Source organism: Pseudomonas sp. 1121_17, assembly GCF_052850745.1.
This window is the reverse complement of record NZ_VXCX01000006.1, coordinates 180,377-200,324: the sequence shown is the minus strand read 5'-3', so window position 1 is coordinate 200,324 and position 19,948 is coordinate 180,377. Positions and strand designations below refer to the sequence as shown.

Sequence of the window (19,948 nt, the reverse complement as noted above, 5' to 3'; positions counted from 1 at the left end):
GGGGCCAGACAATCTTTTTCAGAAATCGTAACGCACCCCCACGTTGGCCCCGTACGGCTGCTCGATATGCTTGCCATTGACGTATTCCAGGTCCAGGTGAACCTGCAGCCCTCCGGCAAGTTGCAGCGCCACGCCGGCACCCAGCTCACCGCGCGAGCCGGACAGATCGTTATTGAAGCGATTGTTGTTCACGTGCACATCGTTACCCTTGGCGAACTCGTGGGCCAGGGCCGCGCGCAGGTATGGCTGCAGCTTGCCGCCGCCCTGCAGGTCGAAGGTTCGCCCGCCTGTGACGCCAGCCTTGCCAAGCAGCGAGCGGGTGCGGTCACCGTCGGCTTGCAGGTCATTGCTCAGGCTGAAGTCCTTGCCCTGGATGACCACGGCTGACCACTGGGTGAAGGGTTCGACGAAGTAACCGTCGTCCAGCGCCAGGTGGCGGCCGAATTCGGCGGACACGCCCAGGCCCAGGTTGTCGTAGTCGCCCTTGGCATGGCTGCCGTCGTTGACCGCCACCTTGGCTTTGTTTTGGAAACGGTTGATCTTGGCCACACCGTCGAAGTAGTAACCGGACTCGGCATCCAACCAGGTGGTGTAGGCACCCAGGTAGTAGCTGTCGACACTGCCGGAAGTGCCTTCATCGAGGTCCAGGTCCGACTTGCTGTAACCGAGCATGCCGCCGGCCAGCCATTGGCCGTCACCCCAGGGCAGGCGGCCATCGGCGCCGAACGAAACGCCATGTTGGTTCTGCTGGTATCCGGTACCGCTGCCATCGGCGACGTTGTAGCGGTTGCCGTAGGTGCGCATCCACACGCCGGGCTTGCCGCCATTGAAGCGCAGCTCGCCCATGCGGCTGCGCAGCGAGGTGAGTTCGCCGTACCACACGGTGGGTGCGGTGTTGAACAGCGCCATTACCGAGCGAGTGCCCGGGCTGACGGTCCTTTTCTCCGGGTCGAGATACCATTCGGTGCCACCGCTGCCATCCTGGCGCGACTCCAGTCCATAGGCCCAGGCGCCTACGGCCACGGGGCGGTCGTTGTACAGGCTGAAGCTTGCATCGCCCTGGCCGGTGTGTACCAGGGTAAGTTGTTCAGGTGATAGCGGATCCTTGCCGGAATCGGCCACCAGCAGTTGGTGGCTGCCGGTAGCGTTGCCCGAAACCACCAAGGTATCGTGGGCATTGGTGGCGAAGTCGACGTTCATCGCGAACACGCCGCTGCCTGCCAGGCTCTGCAGGTCGAGCGTGAAGAACTGACTGCCGCTGCCCATGTTCACCGTGCCATCGCTCAAGGTCAGGCTACCGACCTGAGTATCTTCGGTCAGGGTGTAGCTGGATTGGCCGCCGATGCTCAATTGCTCGACATTGGCCAGGCGACCGGTGAAGTGCGACTGGTTATTCAGGTTCAAGTTTCCGTTGCCGCCGGCCTCCACCTCGAATGCGCCATTCCAGCGCGCCTGTTGAAGCGTGACGTCTGCGCTGCTGCCGGCCTCGACCCGTACGGCGCCCTCCAGGTTGACATTGTTCAACCCGACCTGTGCGGTCGAAGCTTCTCGCACCTGGAGCAGCGTGCCATCGGCACCGATCAGTCGCGTCCCGTTGCGTACTGTGATGCTTGCCTGAGCACCATCCTCCACCAGCAATGCCGCGCCAGAGCGGCCTTCCACCGTGGTGCCGTCAAGCACTGCACTGCTGTTGCCGATGCCTTCCCCGTCGGAGGCCAGGCGCACGCCGCTGGCATCGCCGCTGATCGTGCCGCCAGTGGCGTCCAGGGCGCCGCCCAGCAGATTGACGCCTGTGCTGCCGACACCTGTGCCGTGTACCTGAGTGTTGACCAGGGTCAGGCGGCTGGCCCCTGTTACCTGGGCGCCGATCTCGCCGCCAGAAATCCTGCTGTTGTTGATAAACGCCTGGGAGCCTGTAGTGGCGCTTGGTTGACGGTTGATGGAAACACCCAAGGTGTCACTTTCAATCAGCGAATTATCGACGGTGGCGGAAGCATTGGTCACGGTCAGGGCCGGAAAAAGGCCGCCCTGCACGGTGCCGCCACTGATTTGCACATTTGAAGCGGATTGGATGAACAAGGATCGGGTGGTCGCACCGTCGACGATCAGGGTGCTGGCATTGCGCACCGTATAACCGTCGATAGGCGTCGTGTCGTCGATGGTCAACGAATTGCCGTTATCGACGATGGCCGCATGAACCGCAGGTGCACCCATCAAAAGTGGAATTATCGCGGTATACAAGGGTTTGAGGTTGAATGCGCGATTTACCGCAAATGCTTCTTTCATGGCGAGCTCCATGGGCTAATAGAATTGCGCGGCATTTCAGCAAGAAGATGCTGATGCGGTATGTAGGAAAATTCAGCAATCCACCCTCTTGGTTAAATCAATTTATGTCCCTTGCGAGCGTTGGATTTTTGCTCTCCATGGTAAAGCAGCATTGATCAGTGGCCACCTGACAGTTTTACCAGTAGACGGCCAGGAATAAATGTGGAAGCGCGCCAATCCACTAGTAATTCTGTCAGTTGGAAAAATTTCGCGGAGGAGTTAACTATTAAATGGCTCGCTCGCTAACAGTTGCTTACTGATCATCATTTCCGATGAGGTACCTTCATGAACCGTTTTTCCGCCAGGCTTTTTCCGCCACTCGCCGACGGTCCTGTTCCACTCACGTTGCGGCCATTGCTGATTGCCGGGATGACCACCCCCGTGGTATCGGCTGATGGCGGTATCAACATCACTACGATCGAGGAAGATCCCGAAGGTGTGTTGTCTGCCATCGACCCCTATCTGGACATGGCCGAGGGCGACCTGCTGACGGTCTACATCGAAGGGATGGCGCTTGATCCCATCAAGGTTGGGGAGCGCGATGTCGGCAAACGGGTGTTCTTCTACCTGCCTGTCGACTGGCCCAAGGTCGAGTGGGTGGAGGACGTGCACTTCGAGCTATTGCGCAACGGCGCAACGGTACCTGAACCCTCCGCACCACTGACATTGCGAGTGAAGCTGTACCGCCCGGGTGGTGTCGACAAGGAGCCGCACTTGCCCGGGCATTCGGAGTTGCCGCGCCCCGGGGTACCGCAGGATGTCATCGACAATGGCGTCACGGCCGAGTGGGCGGCCAAGGGCGTGCCGGTCACTATCGACGTCTACCCTGACCGTGCTGCGCAGGATGTGGTGGTGTTGAGCTGGGGCAGCGAAAGAGTGTCGCGGGTGATCAGCGAAGCCGAAGCAGCAGGTAGCGACCCGGTGGAGATTCTGCTCGGGCAGGAGGTGATCCTTGCCGCAGGCGACTCCGACGAGTTGCAACTGAGCCATTGGCCCCACGATGAAGTCTGGAACTTTGCCAGCGACCGCTCCCGACCCACCACGATCAAGGTCGAGGCGGGCGCGTGGCGGCTGGAGGCACCGATCATCAAAGAAGCGATCAATGGGACGATCGACCTGGTCCAGCTCGAAGCCAGCGATGTGACGGTATACATCCGCACCGATCAGGCCCCGATCGCTGAGGGCGACAGCATCGAGTTCACTTGGGTCGGTACACCGGCCACCGGCGAGCCGCTGATTCATCGTCAGACACTGCCGGTCGACAGCGTGCCGTCGCTACTCGAAGCCACGGTTCCCAACCGCCTGATGCGTAGTACGGCTCAAGGCTCAGGCGATGCATCCTATGTGCTGCGGCCGGCGGATGGCACGCCGCCGCAGTCGTCCAAGCGGGCGTTTGCCAGGGTCGAAGGCAACATCTACGAGCTGCCGGCGCCGATCGTACTGGAGGCCGTCGAGGATATGATCGACAGCTCTGCCGAGTCGGCCTGGGTGCTGGCCGGGCCTTATCCGCGCATGGCCAGCGGCGACGTGGTCGCCTTGGTGTGGCGCGGCAGGCGCGCGGACGGCACGCCTTACGTTTATGAAGATGAAACGGTTGTCACCCAGGACAAGGTGGACGAGACCTTGGAGTTCTTTATCGAAGGTGAGCATATCCAGGCGCTCGCCGACGGTACGCTGGCGCTGTACTACCGAGTCACCAATGATCGTTCGACGGTCTATGACCTGCGGGAATCCGATCGCAGTTACTACCGGGTGACCACGTTGCGTCAGACGTTGCCGGCTCCTGAAGTGTGCGAGTCGGATGGCGAGGTGCTGGACCCGGAATGGATCGTCCCCAATGGCGCTACCCTGCATGTTGGCTACACCGGCCTGGTTGCGGGTGATGTCCTGACCTACTACTGGCGCAGCGTGTACCCCGCCGGTACGTCCAGTGACTGGCTGGAAATCACCCTGGGGCAACAGGGTCGGCCGGTGGACTTTCGTATCAGCCCTGCCGTGGTGGAGGTTTCGCGTGCCACCGTGACCTTCGCCTATTACACGGTCAAACGCGCAGGTACCGAGCAGGTCGACATCTCGAACCACCTCGAGCTCTATATCGGCACGCCCATTCCCTTGGCCATCACCGCAGCCGTCGACAACTATGGTGCCGTCGCCAATGGCGGCATCAGCGTCGACACCGCAGTCACCTTGAGCGGCACTGCCCGGGCAAAGTTCGGCGTCGACATGCTCGATGGCAATGCTGAGGTGGGGACGGCGGGGGCCGATGCCGATGGTGTATGGAACTTCCCGATGACCGGGCTGGTACCACGGCTGTACAGCATCAAAGCCAGGGCCCAGTACGGCAGGCGTCTGGAGTCGGAGCCGTGGGCATTCACCGTGGTGGAGTATGTTGTACCCAGCATCACCCGCATCGAGGATTCGCGCCGCGAGTTGACCGAAGGGGCGACGACGGTCGACACAACCGTGGCCGTCTCCGGGGTTGCGAGCCCCGGCCTGCAAATCGACCTGCTTGAGGGCGAGACCTATCTGCAGAGCGTGGATGTCGACTCTGCGGGGTCCTGGAACATTACGTTCAGTGGCTTGACCATCCGCGGCTATGAGCTCAGAGCCAGGGCCACCTACGGTAACAAGGACCTGTCTGCGCCGCGCGCCTTTGAAGTCGTCGCCGAGCGGGCGCCGACCCTGGACAGCGTGCAAGACTCGCGTGGTGAACTGGCCGACGGCAAGACCACGGTCGACACGGAGATCGTGCTGGCGGGCACGGCCAGTATCGGGCAGCCGCTGCAGGTCCTGGATGGCACCGTGCCCGTCGATACTGTGCGGGCCGATAACGCTGGTGACTGGACCTTGACCTTGCGAAACCTGCAGGTGAAAGGCTATGCCATCAAGGCCAGGGCGCTCTATGGCAGCGGCCAGGAATCAGGCGTGCGGCGATTCACGGTGGTCGATTATATCTTCCCGACCATCGACAGTGTTGTGGACTCCAGCGGGGATGTGCCCGACGGTGGCGCCACGGTCGATACCAGGCTCACCCTGTCGGGCGAAGGGAGCGCCAATGAACAGGTTGAAATCTTCGATGGCAATGCCAGCCTTGGCGCTCGGACGGTCAGCCCGGCGGGTGTTTGGACATTAGAACTCGAGAATCTGCCGATCAAGGTCTACGGCGTCAGGGCCAAGGCTCTGTATGGCGAGGGTGAAGAATCGGCTGTCAGAACCTTCACCGTCTATGAGGAAATCAAGCCGAGCATCACCAGTGTCAGGGACAGCGACGGCGAGGTGGCACATGGCGGCACCACCGTGGATGGTCAGGTCAGCCTGGCCGGTAAGGCCAGCATCAATCAGAAGATCGAGCTGTTCGAGGGTGTCAGGTCCTTGGGTGAGCTGCCCGTCGATGCAAGCGGCAACTGGCACCATGACTTGCCAGGGCTTGAACGTCGCGCTTACAGCCTGACGGCAAAGGCATTGTATGGCGCTGGCCTGGTATCGGATGCCCGTACGTTCACGGTAGTGGAAGAAGTGGCACCGACGATCGTCTCGGTGCGGGATAGCCTGGGGGATGTTGGCAACAACGGCTTTACCTTCGACTCGAGTGTAACGGTCACAGGCAAGGCGAGTATCGGGCAGCGCGTCGAGCTGTTTGACGACGTCACGTCCAAAGGGCCGGCTGCTGCCGATGGCAGCGGCACCTGGAGCGCTGTGGTTTCTGCCCTGGGCATTGGTCCGCACCGTATCAAGGCTGTCGCGTTGTATGGCAGCAAGCTGGAGTCGGGCGTCCATAGTTTCGAAGTTCGTCAGGGTGCTACGCCGGTCATCACCCGTGTGGTCGATAGCAAGGGCACGTCGATTGTCAATGGTGGTCGCACTTATGAAACGGGGCTCACACTCCATGGCACTGCGCAAACCGGGCTGCAAGTGCAGGTGCTGGACAATGGCACGCCTCGGCCACCCGTGGCTGCACCGGGTGGCAACTGGCAGTCGGGGTTGTCGGGGCTTACTGGCGGGCGTCATGCGTTCACAGCAAAAGGCCTTTATGGTAACGAGCCGGTTTCTGGAGAGTGGGTCGTTACAATCGAAAACAGGCCGCCGTTGACGATCGATACGAGCGCCATGGTTCTCAACGGCAAACTCTACGTGCGTGCTGACAATGGTGCGGGGCCCAGCTCACCACCTGCCAATACTTACCGGCAACGACAGGCTAGTGGCGGGGTGCCACCGTACAGCTACACATCCAACAATCCCGCAGTTGCGAGCGTCGATAACAGCGGGACCGTCAGGTCGCGTGGCAATGGCAGTGCTGTCATCACAGTGAAGGATCAGGCCGGCCAATCGGCGAGTTATAACGTGACGGTGCAGAATGTCATCCGTATGCACTTGATGGGGTCCGCTCAGTACATCGTCGGGTGGCAACAGCGCATTCCCATGGGTGCGTTGCGCGAGGTGTTCAATCAGTACAGAGCAGGCGGTGGGCTTGGCCAGATCGGCTGGCCGGGTGGAACTTACTGGGCGCAGGATCAGAGGCTGATCTGGAATCCATTTCCGAGACAACAAGCGGCGCACAAGGATATGAACGGTGGAGGAGAGGGTTGGTCCATGCAAGCGGGGCCGTTGTATCCGGGGATTAGGCTAGGTTAGTGCGTGTTGAAATGCGCTGACAAAGTATTGCTTATTCTCATAATAGGAGTCCTTGTGCTTTCTACTGTAACGGCATTGCGGGTTCAGGCCCGCAATGCCGCTTTCTTGTTCGGACCAGGCAATAAGCGAAAACTTCGTACTGCCTTGCCTATCATTTTTGCCAGTAGCGAGTTCACCTCGCACGGCGCTCAATAGCCCTTACCGATCCATCACCCAGTAAGGAGCTGCGCAATGTTGGATAACGATCAACCAGCAGGTGGTACCACCGCTCATTCGTCAGGTGTCAAGCCTTTGCTGCTTGACGAACTTTCAATTCCCGGCAATACCGGCTCTGTGCCCCCCGATGGTCAACTGGGCATCAACCTCGCCGCCGCCCACGAGAACTTCCCCACAAAAGGCCTTCAGTTGTACGTGCCGGCGTGGCCGGAGATGGGCCGCGGTGACCGGGTTCGAATCTTGTTCAACGATGAAGAAGTCGATAGCAAGACCGTAACGGAGGAGCTTATCGACCAGGTCCAGACGCTCTTTGTCCCGCCTGTGCAAATGCAGACTGGCAGCGCCCTCCTGAGCTACGCAGTCAAGCGCCTGGGCCAGGTCGAGGAGCCTTCGGCTAAGACTGCGGTCTACATCAAGCTCGAACGCCCCGGTGGCCAGGACGAGGATGGCTCCAACCCTGGGCATTCCGAGCTCAAGTTCAGCCTGCCAGACGATGTAGTCAAGGACGGGGTCGACAAGGATCGCGCCAAGCAGGGCGTGGTGGTGACCATCGAGCCCTATCCGGTCATGGCCGAGCACGACCGGATTCGCCTGAGCTGGGGTGGGCAGTTTGTCTTCCATGAGGTGACCCAGGCCGAGGTGCAAAACCCCGAAGAGCATCCTGTTGAGATCCTGGTCGAGGAAGCGGTCATCCTCGCGGCGGGCGACTCGGATGACAAAGGCCTGGCGCTGGCCTATGAAGTCTATGATCTGGTTGATAACCGCTCCGAAGACTGGAGCGCCGAGCAGCGAGTGGTGGTCGACACCGGCAATGCACGCCTTGACGCTGGCATCGTGAAGGAAGCCAAGAGCAACGTCCTCGATCTGGAGGGGCTGGGGGATGCCGATGTGACCTTCCAAGTGGTGGCGTTTAAAGAGCCGTTTGTGGTGGGCGACACGATCGAGGCCAACCTGTCCGGCGAGACCGAGGACGGCCGCCCGGTGAGCGTCACCTACCTGTCCGAGCCTATCTCGAGCGTGCCTGGGATAGTTGAAATCCCCATCGCCAATGCGGATGTGCGCCAACTGGCCCAGACCCAGGCGAAATTCAGCTATGAACTGGTCAAGTCGGTGGCGGCGCGCCAGGCCATGAGCGCGCAGGCATTCAAGAGTTATGAGCAGCTGCGGGCCGAAGGGACTTACCAGTCCCGAGGCCAGTTCGTCACCATCATCGGCGAAGCGGTGCGCCTCGCCGCACCGGACGCAGTGGATGCCCAGCAGGGGATGCTGGATCCGGCGTTGCTGGCAACCACCGTCGAAGTGCCTTGGGACGACAGCATGCAGGCAGGCGATGTGATCACGCTGATCTGGGAGGGGGAGAAGCCAGACAAGGACCCTTACTTCCCGGCGATCGACCCGCATGACATCAGCAACGGCGAGGTCCAGCGCAAGGAGCCGATTCCGTTCACGGTCGAGGGCAGGCACCTGAAAGCGATCGAGGGTGGCAAGTTGGTGCTGCTCTACAGGCTGGAGCGGGACGGGCAGTCGCCGCGTATGTCGGAGCGTACGATCATCTTCAGTGTTGGCGAGCCACGGGCCGAGCTGACCGAGCCGACGGTGAACTACGCCGAAGACGGTGTGCTCGATCCGGATAAGGTACCGGCCGCAGGTACCAAGCTGGTTGTGCTGAAGTATGCACGCATCAAGGTGGGAGACGTTTTGCACTTCAGCTGGAAGGGCAAGGATGAAGCCGCGTCGCTGGAAGACTCCATCACAATCACCAACTCCAACATAGGCCGCGGACAGTTCGAGCTGACCATCAGCAAGGCGCTGGTCAACGCCAATGATGGAAATGAAGTAGTCGCTTCCTACCGTGTGCAAAGGGTAGATGGAGAGGTCAGTTCTTCTGCGAAACTTTATCTGCAAGTTGGGGCTGTTCTCCCGGAGCTTCCGGAGCTTCCGGAGTTGGTCATTGAAGAGGCCACCGAAGAGAGAGTCATTGATCCCGTCCTTGTCACGGAAGGTGCAACGGTGATCATCGACGCCAGCACCGAGTTGCAACCGCAGGACCAGGTGCGTATCGAAGTGGCGGGCACGCATCCGGACGACAAGACGCACACAGTGACCCAGGCAGGCGAGCAGCGGTTCAAGATTGACGCTGAAGTGATCAGGGGGAATGAGGACAGCACAATCACCGTGACCTATCACGTCCTGCGGGGGGGCACTGAGCCAGAACAGTCCTCTGATTCTGTTGATTTCACCGTGCTTGAAGTTGGCATGCCAGCGCTGCCGGATCCGCAAATTGAAGAGGCCACCGATGAGGGGATCATTGACCCCGCTCTTGTCACGGGAGGTGCAACGGTGTTCATCGCCGCCAGCGCTGAGTTGCAGCCGCAGGACCAGGTGCGTATTGAAGTGACGGGCACGCATCCGGACGACCAGACGCACACAGTGACCAAGGCAGGCGAGCAGCGGTTCAAGATTGGCGCTGAAGTGATCCGGCGTAATGAGAACAGCACAATCACCGTGACCTATCACGTCCTGCGGGGGGGCGCTGAGCCAGAACAGTCCTCTGATTCTGTTGATTTCACCGTGCTTAAAATTGTCATGCCAGCGCTGCCGGATCCGCATATTGAAGAGGCCATCCGTGATAGGACTCGTTGGGTCATTGACCACGTTTTTTACCCGGAAGGTGTAACGGTGTTCATCGCCGCCAGCGCCGAGTTGCAACCGCAGGACAAGGTGCGTATCGAAGTGACGGGCGCGCATCCGGACGTCCAGACGCACCCAGTGACCAGGGCGGGCGAGCAGCGGTTCAAGATTGACGGTGAAGTGATCCGGGGTAATGTGGGTGGCAACATCACCGTGACCTATCACGTCCTGCGGGGGGGCACTGGGCCAGGACAGTCCTCTCGTTCTGTTGAGTTCTGGATTGCTTGAAATTGTCCAGCTGCCGGATCCGCGAGTCAGTGAGCTGGTGGATATCCAGGCGCTTTACACCAATGCCAATGGCTTTGTCGCGTTGCGGCGGGGATGGCCGGGTGATCAGTTGGGGGTCAGCTCAGCGGGGGGGGGGGTAACTCCGCGGTTCGCAATCGGCTCGATACCTTTGTAACGTATCATGCGACAAGTTCCAGCCGTGGCCGTGCATAGATGGCTCAGCAGCGGCAGAGCGTGATCGCTGCACGTTGAGTCAACGCAACGACACGCCTTGATTCTGCCAGGCCGAGGCGTGTTGTTGTGGCTTGTTCCCAAATGGCATAGCTTCTGGCTTAGGTTTTGTACGAAAAATAGGGTCACCCATCGTTGTGGGAGCGGGCTTGCCCCGTGATCTGCCGCAAGGCGGAGATTGGGCGAGAGTGAACGCTGGCCTATGTCGCTAATGAAACACGGGATGAAGTATCTGCGTTTCTACAGGTCTGTGTGATGCTGAGTTGCGCGAATGTTCGCATAGCTGACATCGCAGGGCATAACAAGTACTGGATCCAGATCCTCCGAACTCGACACGCCTTAATAGTCCGCCGTGGACTTCGCGCCAATTGAAGGTAAAGAGTTTACTAAAGCGCTGGGAGTAGATCATTTTTGTCGAGCGATTCGGGTAGAAGTTGGAAAGCTTCTTGATGTACAGAATTCGATAATCTAGAAAAGGCGCAAAGATAAATGGGGTAGTCATATACATCGCCAAAAGTACGTGCGCTCCCTCGAAAGAATTGTTGGGGTCGAAAGTCCATGGGTAAACAAAGACAGCCGTTGCGACTATCATTGCCGTGTATAGCTTGGCCATGAAGACCGAGTCAGCGACCCAAGGGTTACGCAGGGTCAGCAATTTACCATCCATGCCGGAAAGCTGGCTGCGTATTTTTGGCACATGCCCAGAACTGGTATTTGCGTTGAACAGCCAGAGCGTGGCCATTTTGAATTTCCTCTATTTTTATTAGCGTGCTCACCAGTTTGCACTCGATCTTTAAGATGAGTGTCATCTGTGTCGTGGCGGAGTTCGGGATGTGTCACTGACAATTTCCATAAGAGCTTTCATGTTTACTAGATCAGCCAGCCTGAATCACCCTCAATTAGAGTTCCGCCATGGCTAGTCGTATCTCCCTCTCGTGCGGCCGGTTGGCCATCAATTATCGTGCAGTCAGCGCCGGTTTCGATTACCGCGCCGCAGCTTATCTTGTCCCCGACACGTGCTACCGGGCGGCCATCGACCAAAGTAGCATCTGAGCCAGTTGTCACAGTGCCTTCGCCGTGGATAGGACAGCTATGTCGATGGCCGACAAGTACGATAGGTTTCATTTGCGCGCTCTCTTAGCTGCTTTGACAGGGGCTTGTTCAAACGCCTCTGCGGGAGGTGGTGCTGTACGTATATTAAAAACTCGACACATCACGTACCAGCATATCGCTAGTGAAAGGTTGTAGGGGAATAGAACAGCCCATATAGGAAGCAGCCATGTTTTCTTCCCTTGCATCTCACCTGGTTCACCGGTACGCCATGGAGCATAATGCTGCCACGCTTGAGCCGGAGTCAGGCAAATCTCATGCAGAGGTCGGTACAGCCAGTTGGGTTCGCCAAATGGAGGTAGTTTATCTGGGCCATGATTCATGAAATGACGAAGGTACTCCCAAGCTTCAGCAACGTGCTTCACATCTGATTCAGTCGAATCATTGCTGTCGATCCAGAGCGCGTCTCTTTGGTTAAAGCTCCCATCTGTGCGACGCTGGGCGAAGGCAAGTGCATAGTGTGTGCTAAATGAAGCGCCACCAAACTCGGTGCGTCTTGAGACTCCGCCGCCAACTTTGTGCCAGTCCAGTTTTATCAGTTTTTTTATGCGTTTGTAATAGATGCTCTGCGTATTCCTGTTGAGGTAAATGGCAGAAAGGTTGCGTATGTAATATATCCGATATGCCAGAAATGGCATGAGGATAAGTGGGGATAATGCATATCTTGCAATGGAAAATGGATTTGTAAGAAGCTCTCTGTATTCGTCATTTAGGATGTCTGGATAGATTAGTGCTGCAAGGCACAGTGTGAGGGCCAGATACAGTTTCGCCATGAATACTGAGTCTGTCACCCATGGGTTTCGTAGAACGAGGACGTCTCCATTTATACTGACTGCTTGGGAGGTCAGCCTCGGTGGATGTGTCGAAGATGTTTCGCTGTTAAAAATCCAGGTCGTTGCCACTTCTCAGTCCCCTAGTGTAAGCGTGGTTGAGGACTCAGCATGTTCATCCAGTCCGACCTTAGCTAGATAGCTGATATTTAATTTGGCTAATTTATTTTGGTGAATTTGTGTTTTGAAATGGAGTACTAAACCTTCGGCCACAAGGTGGCATCGAGGAATGGTGTAAGTCATTAGAGGCTCGTTGTCAGGTGTGAATAGATAAAGCTCTGCGGTCCAGCTGCTAACGCCAAGGAAAAAGCCGCGAAGCAACACAGTGAATTCGACGGTGGCTTTGCTTTGCTCAACTTCGTTGTAAACTATTGCTGTCCAGTTAGGCGGTGCCCATGTGTGATTGTCTGAAATTCTACTATCTAGACCTTTCAAGCCGAAGCGCTCGGCATCATGTGAGGATAATAAGGCTGGCGAGTAGGAGGCGAGATGCCAGGATCTTATTTCCTCGGCTAGATTGTTGTAACTGGGTAATTTTTTATCAACATCTAGCGTTACGCCTTTTCTTATCTCGCCGTCATTGCGTCTGTTTCCAAAAACGCATCTGGCTGCCCAAAGCTCAATTGGATTGTGGATCCGTTCGGCTGATTTTGCATGAAGGTAGAGGCCGCCAGCTAAAATTGCTGCGCCGAGCAGAACGACGCCAGCTGCCGCTACCCCGAAGAATGGAATTATTACGGTTGGTCCCGCGATTGCTAAACTACCTTCCAGCATGAGTATCGACCCGATTGCAGTGCCGGCTCCACCGAAAAAAGTATATGTTGATGCTGTATGGTCACCATTTAAATCTTGCCTGATGGACTTTTGATAGTCGGAATAAAAGCTGGTAATTATGGCTGGATACCCAGACGCTCGAGCAAACAAGTTACTTCCTAAAAACTTTGCGAGACCATTACCAAAAAATAGGCCAGGGGGTGTATATCCAAATTTAAGCATCAGCGATTTGTAAGCTGCTCTTACGGTTGTCAATGTCGCTGCTGTGGCCGCTATCAGCCCAAGAATAGAGCTGGCGAACGCTGCTGTGTATTCAGGTGCATCATTTTTCTGAACGCTTTTGTAAGCGGAGTTAAGACTGAGTATATTGAACAATAACATTCCGGAATTTAGCCCGTGCTTACGCCGTTTAGAGCCAGCCCGGAAAACGTCGGCTTCAACCTATTTTCTACTGTCATTTCCAATGTCACCCCCCGGTTGCCCGTGATGCGCAAATTCTTTACTTCTTCTACCTCAGCCATCCCACTTTTAAGATATCGCTCTACTTCCTGGCTGAATGGACTTTCCTTAAGGAACTGGTCGGTAATTTGATACCGGGCTGCTAGCAGTCCCAATGCTTTCTCAGCGTTGGCCTCGGACGCCGCCAGGAGTACCTGTTTGCGAAGTTTATTACTGGCGTCCCAGCGAGTCTTTCCGTCCATGCGCTTGAGTACTGTGGTCATGACCGACTGTGCAGTCAGGTCAGTAATACTGGCCATCGCCGGGAAACGCCCTGCCAGTCCTTGGATTACATTGTCACTGCCCCCTAACAAGCTCCCGACAGAGTCAGCTTTGTCCTTGAACGGATTAAACGGCGCCAGCGCCACATACAGCGGGCTGTCATGTTGGTCGAGCCACTGTTCCAATCGCTTGAAGCGCCGATCTTCGTCCTCCGTGCCGAGCGCGGGTTGGCCCATGGGGTGGATCAGCAGGGCGAGGGACATCTCCAGGCCACGGGCGGAGGTGAGGTTATCGCGGTCGTAACTGGCCAGTGCTGCGGCGAGGCTGGTGGGGTCTTCAATGTGCTGTTTTTCAGCTGTGCCGAGCCAGATGTCGTGGTCGTTGCTGGCTTGCAGGGCTTGTTTGCGCAGCACGGTAATACGCTTTTCCAGCTCATCGCGCTCGGCCAGAAATTTATGGTACTTGTCCGTATCAATCCGCAAGCCGAGCCGTGCGCCGTGCTCCGAATAGGACTTGTGGGTCAGCGCGCGGTAGCGTGCTTCAGCGGGAGTTGGCCAGGGGCGGCCATCTGGCATGCTCAGCGCGCGCGCTGCTGCATCTATTGAGCGTCGAGGTTTTGCTGGATACATGCTGACCAGCGTCTTGTCGAGCAGCATCGCCACCAGGTTGCGGTGGTGGAAGTCGCGGCTCTGTGGGCTCAGGCGTTCGGTATCCAACCGAAAGCACTTGGGCACGCAGGCCTGCTCGGAATTCGGCTCAGGCTCATGGGGGTACAGTTGCTCGGACGGAATCAGGTCGCGCATTTGGTGCTGATAGGCCGAAACCGACAGGCTCAGGTCCAGGGCCATGCCTTCTGCGTCATTGAGCGCAACCACCGCCGGAATCTTCGGCTGGGTATATGGGTACTGGCGGAGCATTGCGCCGAGGGTGCCCATCGGCAGGGTTTCCTTTATCGGGTGGCTGCTCCAGGTCAACGACATGCGCCGGTCTTCGGGCTTGAAGTCTTCTACCCATTCCTTCAGCGCGCTGACGGGCAGTACGTGCGGCTGAGTCGAGGGCTGCTTGCTGCCGGCGACCAGTTCAGCGGTGTCCAGCAAACGCATATGCCGCTGGCGCAGGGCCGCAGATTGGCAGATGCGGGCGGTCATGGCGTTGGTCCATAGGTGCGGGCTGTAAGCGATCCAGACTTCTTTGCCGGCTTCGGCACTGGTGTCGGCCCAAACCCAGCCCAAGGTACGGCTGCCCATATAGCGGTTACGACGGTGGTAGCAATCGAGGCCGCGATAGCGCAGTTCCTGATAGTGGCCGTCGCCGTCGTATTCGTGGATGACCAGCTTTTCGCGTTTCGTCCCCTTCATGAACACATACACATAGCCCGGGCGCAGAGCACGCAGGGTGTAGGCGGAGTGCTGCAGCGGGGTAAAGCCTTGTTCGAGGTTGAAACCGGACTCCGCATAGCGACATGCTGGCGCATCGGCGGGCCGCGGGACGATGGCGTAACGCACCGGCAGGATGGGCACGCGGCCGCTGCAGGTAGGGCCTGAGGACGCACGGGTGACAGCGGGGTCAGTCATGGTGGGGCTCCTTGTTCAGGACCAGCGCCTGCATCTGCCGAAGGCGGGCTTCGGGCGACTCTTCGAGGTTGGTGTAAATAGCGGTTGCCTGTTGATTGCTCATCAGCCACATGTGCGCAGCCACAAGCAGGACAAACTGGCCTGCCACCGTTTCGTTGGCGAAATTGAGGTCTCTGAGTTGCGGCAGCAGCGCCTCGATCCACGGCCTTATTTCACTGAGGCTGCGCGTGGTGTACTGCGGCATGGCGATGATCTTGTGGGCGAGGCTGAGGACAAAATGGTCGTGCAGGCCCCACGCCAGCTTGTGCACTTCAGCCTGTTCCAGCATCAACATCGGCTCGACTCTGAGCCGCGCAACTGTCGGGCTGCGTTCAAGCTGTCGCCATTCGAAGGCGGGGCCCCAGTTGATCCGCCAGCCCAAGCGAGCCATCGGCCCTAGCCAGGCCTCGCGGTTATCTGGCGCCAATGCATCCAGCCAGGCGTCGAGGTGGTTGGGATCAAGCGAGTGGTTGTTGATTTCCGCGCCGCGAATGCCGAACTGGATCATGCTGCTGAAGTGGTCTGCAAGTTCGACGAGGGGCAGGTCTGAGTCGATCGCGATGGCCGCGTCGACCGGCATCCATTCGGCAACGGCGTGCTCCAGCAACTCGGGCGCCTGGGAAATGTCGACCAGTAGCGGCCCAAACTCGTGCTCATCGTCCAGCGCCGTGCGCTTCCATATCCACGTGTGCGGTGGGCGCTTGGTCACCTCGTCGATCAGCTCCAGCACCGACGGGGCGTAGGCGGGCAGAAACCGGGAGTCCTGAGCAGCCGGGCGATAAGCCAGGTCCTCGAGTGTGTTGGTCATCAGCAACAGGTAGCGAAAGTGCTCGCTGGTTGGTGGCCCTTCGGCTACGTATCGGGAGGGGAAGACAGTCATGAGCTTCTGCCCCCCAGGCACCTGCAGTCGGGCAGCGAACAGCTGCCGTCAGGTTGGCGTCCGCAGCTGTTATCCAGGGGTTCGCCGCTGAGGGGCGCGCTGGCGATCGAGAACGAGTTGCCTGCGCCTTGTGGCGTTTTCAGCAGTTGGCCATTGATGCGGATAGTCGGCGTGTCCAGAGTGATGCTGTTGTTGTCGATGCGGATCGATCCGCCCGGGCCCTTGATCACCACGGCATCAGCTGCCTGCAGGTCATACACAGCGGTGCGACGGCGAATCTCCGCTTTCGCCAACAGTTCTGCATGACCTTCGACCTGCACCTCCTGATTGCCGCCAATACGGGTGTGATGGTTGACGGTAATTTCATCATGGCGGTGGTTGCCGATTGACTCGACACGGTCTTTGCCGATCTTGATCGTCTGGTTGCGGCCGATGGTGACGAACGCGTCCTGGCCGATCGAGACCTGTTCATCGTTGCCTACGGTTTCGCGGCGGTCGTGGCCGATACTGATGGTCTCGTCGTGTTCGACCTGCTCTTCACGGTCGTTGCCAACGAAGGTGGTTTCGTCGTGCTTGACGATGTTGTTCTGGTCTTTCTCGGCATGAATGAATACCTCCTGCCGGCCCAGTTCGTCCTCGAAGCGCAGCTCGTTGAAGCCCGGCCCTTTGTGGGTCTGACTCTTGATGGTCATGCGCGTCTTGTGTTGTGGCAGGTCATAGGGCGGCAGTTGATTGCCGCAGTAGGTGCGGCCGGTGATCATCGGCTGGTCAGGGTCACCGTTGACGTACTGGATGATCACGTCCTGGCCGATCCGCGGGATGGCCATCGAGCCCCAGCTGCCACCGGCCCAGCCCTGCGACACACGCACCCAGCAGGAGCTGAACTCGTTGTCGCGGCTTTCTCGGTCCCAGGGGAAACTGACCTTGACCCGGCCCCATTCATCGCAATAGATCTCTTCGCCCGGCGGGCCAACCACGGTGGCCATGTGCGGGCCGTCGACGCGGGGCCGCTGCAGGGGTTTGGGTCGCCACTCACTCATGCCTGGAACCAGCACCGCGCTCTGTTGGTAGTGAGTGCCGTGCTCGGCTTCGGCGGCTTCTTCCTGCAGGCAGGTGAACTGCTTGCCCTCGTGGTGAATGCTGATCACCCGCCAGTGCACGTTGAGGTCCTGGCGCTCGTGTTCGATCAGTTTGAAGCACAGGCCCGGCTGCAGGCGCACATCGTCGCCGTTGACCTCTGCCAGGCAGGCGTCGTGGCGCAGGCCGGTCATGCGGGTTTGCGTGAAGGGCTTGCCAGCCACATCGCGCTTGTAGCGGCCGGGGTAGTCGAAGCACTCGTAGTCGCTGGACTGATTCCCGGCTTTGCTGGCTGCCGAGTGCTGCTGGCGATAGGCCGGATTGGTGAAGGTGTAGTCACGCTGCACCTGGCGTGCAGTGCGTACTTGTTCGCTATAGCTGAACCGGCGCAGGCAGGGTATGGCCTGGTCGCCACCGCCGCTGGGTTGGTACAGCACAGTGTCGGCAGCGAGCGGTTCCGGCGCGGTATAGCGAGCGTCAGCGTCTTCGTGCTTGAGCGCACCACGGCTAATCAAACCGAGCGATAACAGGCGGTCCGTGAGCAGCAGTTTGTGCTGCTTGGCGCTGTGTTCGAAGCTGTAGACGAAGCCTTCTTCTGCGGCCAGGCGAGCGATGAAATCAAGGTCGCTCTCGCCGGCCTGAACACAGAATTCACGCACCTGATGATCAAAGCTGGTGCCGATGTCGAACTGGGTGATGCCTTGTCGCTGGAGCATCAGTTGCAGAATTTGCGGCACGGTTTTTTGCTGGAAGATGCGCCAGTTCGAGCGTAACCGCGCGCGGGCCAGTTGCGGTTCGACCAGGGCTCGATAGCGGGTCCGGTGAAAGCCACTTTCGTCCTGGCTGAAGCTGCTGACCAAACCGTGCACGTAGCGCACCGGCTGCTCGCCGCGCCAGACGGTGAACAACACGGGTTTGTCGAGCAATTTGCCGAAGTCGACGTCATGACTGAAGCTGATCAGTTCCAGGTGAAGAGCGAAGGGCGTGCTCAAGGCTTCGTCGTGGGTGAACGAGACCACTTCGAAGCTGGCGCCACCCGCGAGCAGTGGCTGGAAGCTGTAGCGCAGATCAGATTGGCTAGCCATATGAAATCCTTGTCTGCCGTCCGAGGGGGTGATGCCCCAGTCCAGGCGCGCTGGGCTGGGGCGATGCAGCTAGGTCAGACGATCGGCTTTCGCCAGTCGTCGGCACCTTCGGTGCCGGCAGTGGTATGGGTCCAGGTGATCTTGCGATACGCCATCGAGACCTCGATCAGCTGGGTGAAGTCGGCGTTCTCCTTGTCTTGGGCGTGAGGCATGACGGTGTTGATGTTGACGATCGTCGCGTCCTCGAGCTTGGTGGTGAAGAAGTGCTCCTGCTTGCCCTCGACCGAGGTGCGGTACCAGTTGACTTCGACGGTGGGCAGCATCTCGCCGCTGGCCAGTGCCTGGTACATCAGTGGCGTGGCCTTGTTCAGCGAACTGGTGAACATGAACGGTTTGTGCACACGCTGGCCGGACGGCTGGCCGCTTTGCGGGTCGGTCGGGACGGTCACCTGGTGCTTTATTTCCTGCACCAGGATTTCGTCTTCGTGGCCTTCGACGTAGACATTGCCGACCGAGTCGGAGGTAAAGGCACCAGCGGTGATGTTGCCTTGGGTCTGGCCTTCGATCTTGATGTAAGCGGGTGTTGGCATGGCAGAATCTCCTGCATCCATGTGGATAAAACACGTCTTCCAAAGAGGACGTGGCCATCGGAAGCGATGGGCTTGCTAACGAAACCGAGGCTTCGCTAAACGGGTTGAGTCGGTTGAGTTCGATTGGCTTGGGCTATTGCTGCAGGATCCCGCCGAGCGAGTTGAGCACCTCGTTGGTGATCACGTGCAAGCGGTAGCTGTACAGCCCATAAACCGCAGCCATCACGGTCGAGCACAGCAGTAGCGGGCTCCACCATGGCCATTGCCGGTTCATGCGGTAATTGCGTGGGGCGACGTTGCTCAGCGGCTGGCAAAGCTGCTCAGGCACAGGCCCGCGCAGTTCGCGGATGGCGCTGTAGAGTTTGTTGATTAGCGTCTGCAGGGCGTCGTCGCCCTTGGGCGCGATGGCGTACTTGCCCTTGAGGCCAAGGCACAGGCACAGGTACATGAACTCGAGCACGTGTTGGTAGCGCTTGGGTTCCTGCATCATCCGCGACAGCACGGTGAAGAACTTCTCGCCGCCCCAAGTCTCGTGGTGGAAGATGCTCAGCAGTGGCTCGTGGCTCCAGCGGCACTTCTTGCCCCACGACCGGCTCATCACGGCTTCGTCCAGATGCAGGCACAGCGCGTAGGAGTAGGCCAGCAGATGGGCGGGCTCGTAGGCGTGCTGGCGCATCTCCTCGAGGATATTGCTGACTTGCGTCTGCACCTGGGTGTGGACTTCATCGATGTTGTCCATCTCGTCCACACTACGCAGACGCATCACCAGGCCCAGCAGCGGCATCGCTGCGTCGACCATGGGATTGGCGAAGCCTCCACGCAGCTGAAATGCTGGATCGGCTGCGTAATGCTTGCTGACAGCGGCAGTGTCAGGCTGTTCTGCAGGCACTGGGTTGGTGTGTTCAGCATCAGGTGCTCTACCGAGCTTCGCTTTGCCAAAGGTCAT

General features: G+C 58.6%; 10 protein-coding genes and 1 pseudogene. 2 read left to right on the top strand and 9 right to left on the bottom strand.

The genetic code is table 11. The annotated features are described in order from the left end of the window. Positions 1–18: 18 nt before the first annotated feature. A complete protein-coding gene (locus FW789_RS13935; RefSeq protein WP_207073383.1) occupies positions 19–2,286 on the bottom strand; it encodes an autotransporter outer membrane beta-barrel domain-containing protein in 2,268 nt (755 codons plus the stop codon). Between the two features lie 324 nt (positions 2,287–2,610). On the opposite strand from FW789_RS13935, the gene FW789_RS13930 reads away from it, so the two are divergent. Both FW789_RS13930 and FW789_RS13925 read left to right on the top strand, forming a co-directional pair. Further along, a complete protein-coding gene (locus FW789_RS13930; protein WP_446431614.1) occupies positions 2,611–6,957 on the top strand; it encodes a hypothetical protein in 4,347 nt (1,448 codons plus the stop codon). A gap of 231 nt (positions 6,958–7,188) precedes the next feature. Further along, the gene (locus FW789_RS13925) at positions 7,189–10,092 is read left to right on the top strand and encodes a hypothetical protein (protein ID WP_446431613.1); all 2,904 of its coding nucleotides are present in this window, start codon (positions 7,189–7,191) and stop codon (positions 10,090–10,092) included. Positions 10,093–10,531: 439 nt separating this feature from the next. On the opposite strand, the gene FW789_RS13920 is transcribed toward FW789_RS13925, so the two are convergent. The 8 genes and pseudogenes from FW789_RS13920 to icmH all read right to left on the bottom strand — a co-directional run bounded on the left by FW789_RS13920 (position 10,532) and on the right by icmH (position 19,948). After that, positions 10,532–11,065: a hypothetical protein gene (locus FW789_RS13920; protein ID WP_446431612.1), complete on the bottom strand. Its 534-nt coding sequence runs from the start codon at positions 11,063–11,065 to the stop codon at positions 10,532–10,534. Between the two features lie 128 nt (positions 11,066–11,193). Further along, complete coding sequence (locus tag FW789_RS13915; RefSeq protein WP_340612451.1) at positions 11,194–11,448, bottom strand: PAAR domain-containing protein; 255 nt, start codon at positions 11,446–11,448, stop codon at positions 11,194–11,196. Further along, positions 11,445–12,335 (bottom strand): DUF6708 domain-containing protein, encoded by an 891-nt coding sequence (locus FW789_RS13910; RefSeq protein WP_103436931.1) that lies wholly within the window; start codon positions 12,333–12,335, stop codon positions 11,445–11,447. The genes FW789_RS13915 and FW789_RS13910 overlap by 4 nt, the downstream gene beginning before the upstream one ends. A 3-nt stretch (positions 12,336–12,338) precedes the next feature. Next, a pseudogene (locus tag FW789_RS13905) lies at positions 12,339–15,331 on the bottom strand (T6SS effector BTH_I2691 family protein). Beyond that, complete coding sequence (locus tag FW789_RS13900; RefSeq protein ID WP_242548619.1) at positions 15,324–16,250, bottom strand: DUF4123 domain-containing protein; 927 nt, start codon at positions 16,248–16,250, stop codon at positions 15,324–15,326. The pseudogene FW789_RS13905 and the gene FW789_RS13900 overlap by 8 nt, the downstream one beginning before the upstream one ends. Continuing rightward, positions 16,247–18,412 carry a type VI secretion system Vgr family protein gene (locus tag FW789_RS13895; RefSeq protein ID WP_446431611.1) on the bottom strand — a complete coding sequence of 722 codons (2,166 nt, stop codon included), beginning with the start codon at positions 18,410–18,412 and terminating at the stop codon, positions 16,247–16,249. The genes FW789_RS13900 and FW789_RS13895 overlap by 4 nt, the downstream gene beginning before the upstream one ends. Before the next feature lie 74 nt (positions 18,413–18,486). After that, entirely contained in the window at positions 18,487–19,002 is a 516-nt protein-coding gene (locus FW789_RS13890) for an Hcp family type VI secretion system effector (RefSeq protein WP_103436934.1), read from the bottom strand. A 133-nt stretch (positions 19,003–19,135) separates the two neighbouring features. Continuing rightward, entirely contained in the window at positions 19,136–19,948 is an 813-nt protein-coding gene (gene icmH, locus FW789_RS13885) for a type IVB secretion system protein IcmH/DotU (RefSeq protein ID WP_446431610.1), read from the bottom strand.

Coding starts and splice junctions, on each gene's coding strand:
- icmH (WP_446431610.1), bottom strand. CDS start 19,948: ATGACCTTTGGCAAAGCGAAGCTCGGTAGAGCACCTGATGCTGAACAC.
- FW789_RS13895 (WP_446431611.1), bottom strand. CDS start 18,412: ATGGCTAGCCAATCTGATCTGCGCTACAGCTTCCAGCCACTGCTCGCG.
- FW789_RS13920 (WP_446431612.1), bottom strand. CDS start 11,065: ATGGCCACGCTCTGGCTGTTCAACGCAAATACCAGTTCTGGGCATGTG.
- FW789_RS13930 (WP_446431614.1), top strand. CDS start 2,611: ATGAACCGTTTTTCCGCCAGGCTTTTTCCGCCACTCGCCGACGGTCCT.
- FW789_RS13935 (WP_207073383.1), bottom strand. CDS start 2,286: ATGAAAGAAGCATTTGCGGTAAATCGCGCATTCAACCTCAAACCCTTG.
- FW789_RS13890 (WP_103436934.1), bottom strand. CDS start 19,002: ATGCCAACACCCGCTTACATCAAGATCGAAGGCCAGACCCAAGGCAAC.
- FW789_RS13900 (WP_242548619.1), bottom strand. CDS start 16,250: ATGACTGTCTTCCCCTCCCGATACGTAGCCGAAGGGCCACCAACCAGC.
- FW789_RS13915 (WP_340612451.1), bottom strand. CDS start 11,448: ATGAAACCTATCGTACTTGTCGGCCATCGACATAGCTGTCCTATCCAC.
- FW789_RS13925 (WP_446431613.1), top strand. CDS start 7,189: ATGTTGGATAACGATCAACCAGCAGGTGGTACCACCGCTCATTCGTCA.